The 1,652-nt window shown below is 70.2% G+C and carries 2 protein-coding genes; both read left to right on the top strand.

Features of this window, described 5'->3' with window-relative positions; all coding sequences use genetic code 11:
- On the top strand, positions 1 to 1,302 hold a 1,302-nt coding region (locus L995_RS22145), incomplete at its 5' end, for an NAD-dependent succinate-semialdehyde dehydrogenase (RefSeq protein ID WP_047473732.1).
- Between the two features lie 30 nt (positions 1,303 to 1,332).
- The coding region (locus L995_RS22140) for an HpcH/HpaI aldolase family protein (RefSeq protein ID WP_047473731.1) at positions 1,333 to 1,652 on the top strand (320 nt) is incomplete at its 3' end.

The following is a 1,652-nucleotide window of genomic DNA, read 5'->3' as shown; positions in this document are numbered from 1 at the left end:
GCCGCGCATGCCGCCTTCCCCGCCTGGCGCAAGACGCCCGCCAAACAGCGCGCCGCCATCATCAAGCGCTGGAACGATCTGGTGCTGGCCCACCAGGACGACCTGGGCCGCCTCATCAGCCGCGAGCAGGGCAAGCCCCTGGCCGAGGGCAAGGGCGAGGTCGCCTACGCGGCCAGCTACATCGAATGGTTTGCCGAAGAGGCCACGCGCATGAACGGCGAGATCATTCCCGCGCCCGTGCCGGGCCGGCGCATGTTTGCGCTGCGCGAGCCCGTGGGCGTGGTGGCCGCCATCACGCCCTGGAACTTTCCGGCCGCCATGATCGCCCGCAAGATCGCGCCCGCGCTGGCCGCCGGCTGCACCGTGGTCTGCAAGCCCGCGGAAGACACGCCGCTGACCTCGCTGGCCCTGGTGCTGCTGGCCCAGGAGGCGGGCGTGCCGGCCGGCGTGCTCAACATCGTCACGGCCTCGCGCGAGAAGACGCCCGAGGTGGTGGATGTCTGGCTGGACGACGCGCGCGTGCGCAAGATCACCTTCACGGGCTCCACGCCCGTGGGCAAGCACCTGGCGCGGCGCAGCGCCGACACGCTCAAGAAGCTCTCGCTGGAGCTGGGCGGCAATGCGCCCTTCATCGTCTTCGAGGACGCCGACATCGAGGCCGCCGTCGACGGCTTCATGGCCGCCAAGTTCCGCAATGGCGGCCAGACCTGCGTGTGCCCCAACCGCGTCTTCGTGCACCGCAGCGTGCACGACGCGTTTGCACAGAAGCTGGCCGCGCGCGTGGCCGCGCTGCACGTGGGCCCGGCCAGCGACCCGGCCTCGCAGATCGGCCCCATGATCAATGCGCGCGCCGTGGAAAAGATCGAACGCCATGTGCGGGACGCCGTGGCGCGCGGCGCCAGGGTGCTCACGGGCGGCAGGCGCCTGGATGCCCTGGGCGCCAACTACTACGCGCCCACCGTGCTCACGGGCGCCGATGCCTCCATGGCCTGCGCCTGTGAGGAAACCTTCGGCCCCGTGGCGCCGCTCACCGTCTTCGACAGCGAGGACGAGGTCATCGCCGCCGCCAACGACACGCCCTTCGGCCTGGCCGCCTACTTCTACAGCAACGACGCACGCCGCATCTGGCGCATGGCCGATGCATTGGAGACCGGCATCGTCGGCATCAACGAAGGCGCACTGGCCGCCGAGGCAGCGCCCTTCGGCGGCGTCAAGGAATCGGGCTACGGCCGCGAGGGCTCTACCCACGGCCTGGACGACTACCTGCACACCAAATACGTCTGTCAGGGCCTGCTGGACTGAATCTTTCCCTCAACGAAATCACCGGACACCATGCCAGCTCATAACCCCTTCAAGACCGCCCTGGCCGCAGGCCAGCCCCGCATCGGCCTGTGGCTGTCCATGGCCGACCCCTACCTGGCCGAGGCGGCCGCCACCTGCGGCTACGACTGGCTGCTGATCGACGGCGAGCACGCGCCCAACGACGTGCGCAGCACCCTGGCTGCGCTGCAGGCCGTGGCCCCGCACCCGGCCCAGGCCGTGGTGCGCGTGGTCGAAGGCAGCACGGCCCTGATCAAGCAGATGCTGGACATAGGCGCCACCACCTTGCTCGTGCCCATGGTGGACACGGCCGAACAGGCGCGCGCCGTGGT

Source organism: Delftia sp. ZNC0008 (assembly GCF_000799035.1).
GTDB lineage: Bacteria > Pseudomonadota > Gammaproteobacteria > Burkholderiales > Burkholderiaceae_C > Comamonas > Comamonas tsuruhatensis.
Note: the sequence above shows the minus strand (reverse complement) of the source record. Positions and strands in the feature narration are given on the sequence as shown.